We start from the raw sequence: 2,788 nt of genomic DNA on the forward strand, positions 1-2,788 counted from the left end.
ATGTTCAGCAGCATATACACCAGCGCATTCTGGGTAAAACGGCTGCGCCAGAACGCAAAAATGAAATTGCAGACCAGTGTAACACTGCACAGGATGGGAATGACCAGGTCCACACTGTACCCGGTATACCCATGGAACCAGTCGGTAAAAATCAGCAGCGCCGATACCAGAAGCAGCAGCTGGAATACCTGCCGCGGTCCGTTATACCGGCGGCGAAGCAGACTGCGCAATACCAGCAAAATCGCAATCACCCATACCAGCATCAACAGGCTTTCATGGCGATGAGGTTCCTCCACCAGCAGGAAATCGATGGCCCCGGCCACCACATTGGCCGCCAGCAGCAAAAAGGCAACGATCTTGAACAGCATGCCGAAGCGCCGCACCCGCGGTGTGATCTTCGGCCACCAGGGCGCGTCATCCGGACCGGACAGGCGGTTCTGGCACAGCGGACAGTAGGCAGCATTGCCGCCCACCTGAATATGACAATGCGGGCAGGTTTTCACTTTTCCACCTCCGTTGCATAGAGCGTGACGTTCAGTCCCTCGGCGGCAAAACCGCGGTAAAGGCGGCGCAAAACGTTGGTGCTGCGCAGCGCGGACGCCGTTCCCAGCACCAGATCATCCCCGTAGGAACTGACACATGTAAACAGACCTTCGCAGCTGGAGAACGCCGCAAACTGCCGGATGTAAGGGCGGAGTTCCTCCGAAACATCCACCCTTCCCATATTGGAAAGCACCGCGGTCACATGCCGGTCTTCCAGATGGGTAAAGAACCGCACGGCCGCATTTTTGATAAAAAGCGGTACCAGGCGGATGCCCGGCATGTGTTCCAGTTTTTCGTACTCATCCATCTGGGCTTTGATGTTTTCCGGGTGCAGGATCTCTTTGAGTTTGGCATCAAACACCGGCGCCACCGTTTCCAGAGTATCAGCCTCGGTCAGTGTGTGGGTCACATACACCGAATTGAAAAAGTTCCGGGCTGTTTCGCTGGGATAATAGTTGCGCAGGTTCACCGGCAGGCTGATGGAAATGGTCTTGTTGCGGTCCATGGCCGGCATCTCGGCATAAATGGCCAGCATCAGGGATGCCCCCAGGTAGCTGGTCAGGGATACGCCCAACGTGCGCGCCCGGGCCAGTACCTCCTTGGCACTGAGATGCCCTTCAAAGTACTGCAGCTGGTCATAGGGAAGCCGCAGCCCCCGCAAATGGTAGGCACGGGGTTGTTTGGCCGGTGCTGCGCGCCGCGTTCCCCCGTAAAAATTCTTGAAGCTGTCCTGCGCCAGGTCTGCCTCGGATGCACTGTTGGGCGTAGGCACATGGTCCAGCGTACCGGGATAACACAGCGCCAGATAATTGCGCACAATGGATTTCAGGAACAGGAATCCGCCGTTGCCATCTGTCATGGCATGGAACATTTCCAGATTGATCCGTGCCCCGAAATAACTCACCCGGTAGATGAGCTGGTTCCGGCGTTCCGGTACATACAAGGGGGCGCAGGGTTCTTTGTTTTCCTCCTTGGCAAGGGGGACCTGATCGGTGGATTCAAAATAATGCCAGAACAACCCCCGATGCAGTGTCACCTGAAACTGCGGCCATTCCTGTGCCGTGCGGCGTACTGCTTCATTGAGTTTTTCCGGGTCGATGTCCTGCGTCAGTGTGCAGGAGATCCGGAACACCCGGGGGTCTCGGCGTGTGGTTGTGGCCAGAAAGACCTTTGCAACGTTATCAACTTTATACCAGGATTGTGCCATAGGACTCCTCGTTTTCTGTGCCTTCCGGCCGGCAGCTTACATCAGCCGCTGCACAAACCGTCCGGCGGATTCCATCGCTACTTCGGCGCGATGGATCGGCATCTGCTGGAACACATGCCAGCATTCTTCATACACTTCCAACTTGGCATAGCCGCCGGCCTTTTGCAGGGCTTCGACCAGGCTTTCACTGTCGGAACGTAAAATTTCATTGGTGCCCACCTGCACCAGCGCCGGCGGCATTCCCCGGAGGTCAGCAAACAGCGGGCTGTAACAGGGATTGGACCAGTCGGCGTCCGGCCCGGTGTAGGCGGCACGCACCGCCTCCACATATTCTATGGTCAGCATCGGGTCCAGGTCACGGCAGATGCGGTAACTTTTACCGCTGGCCGTCATATCGGTCCAGGGGCTGAACAGCAGCAGTCCCCGGGGCTGAGCGCGGCCCTGCGCTTTCAGTTTCAGGCAAAGTTCCAGCGCCAGATTGCCGCCCGCGGAATCCCCGGCCACGATCACGTCCCGCGCACCGTACCCCATATACATCATATAATCCCACATGGCCAGCGCGTCCTGCACCGCCGCCGGGTAGGGATGTTCCGGCGCCAGGCGATACTCAAAAGAGAGCACATCAAACCCGGTGCAAAGCGCCAGTTTGCTGGCCAGGATGCGGGCATAGCCCAGCTGACCGCAGGTATAGCCGCCGCCATGGCAATACAGCACTGCATGGCGGCGGTCATGACCATGTTCCAGGCTGACCCATTCGGCAGGGATCTCCCCCACCGTCAGCCCATCGCTGCGGATTCCCTGGGACGGTGCCACCAACCGGCCGAACAGTTCCTGCGCAGCCCGCTGACGTTCCAGATCTTCCGGGGTGGTAGAGGTGTTGTCGGTCACGCTGTGCACCGCCTTGATGGCGCGCATCATGGGACCAAGTTCATCGGCACTTTGTCCGCGCTGCGGAATCAGTGTTTTGATAACGGTTTCCAGCCGCTGGGTCAGATCTTTTCGATTTCGTGGTGACATAGGCCCTCCTTGTGTAACTTA

Annotated in this window: 3 protein-coding genes; all 3 read right to left on the bottom strand. The window is 58.0% G+C overall.

The window, feature by feature from the left end:
* Positions 1-503 (bottom strand): DUF6320 domain-containing protein (locus H6B10_RS13870; protein ID WP_204652142.1); only part of this gene is annotated, 503 nt, incomplete at its 3' end.
* Complete coding sequence (locus H6B10_RS13875; RefSeq protein ID WP_204652143.1) at positions 500-1,750, bottom strand: hypothetical protein; 1,251 nt, start codon at positions 1,748-1,750, stop codon at positions 500-502. The genes H6B10_RS13870 and H6B10_RS13875, both read right to left, overlap by 4 nt.
* Before the next feature lie 36 nt (positions 1,751-1,786).
* Positions 1,787-2,767: an alpha/beta hydrolase gene (locus H6B10_RS13880; protein ID WP_204652144.1), complete on the bottom strand. Its 981-nt coding sequence runs from the start codon at positions 2,765-2,767 to the stop codon at positions 1,787-1,789.
* Positions 2,768-2,788: the final 21 nt, after the last annotated feature.

It is taken from the genome of Gemmiger formicilis, from assembly GCF_016901605.1.
GTDB lineage: Bacteria > Bacillota > Clostridia > Oscillospirales > Ruminococcaceae > Gemmiger > Gemmiger formicilis_B.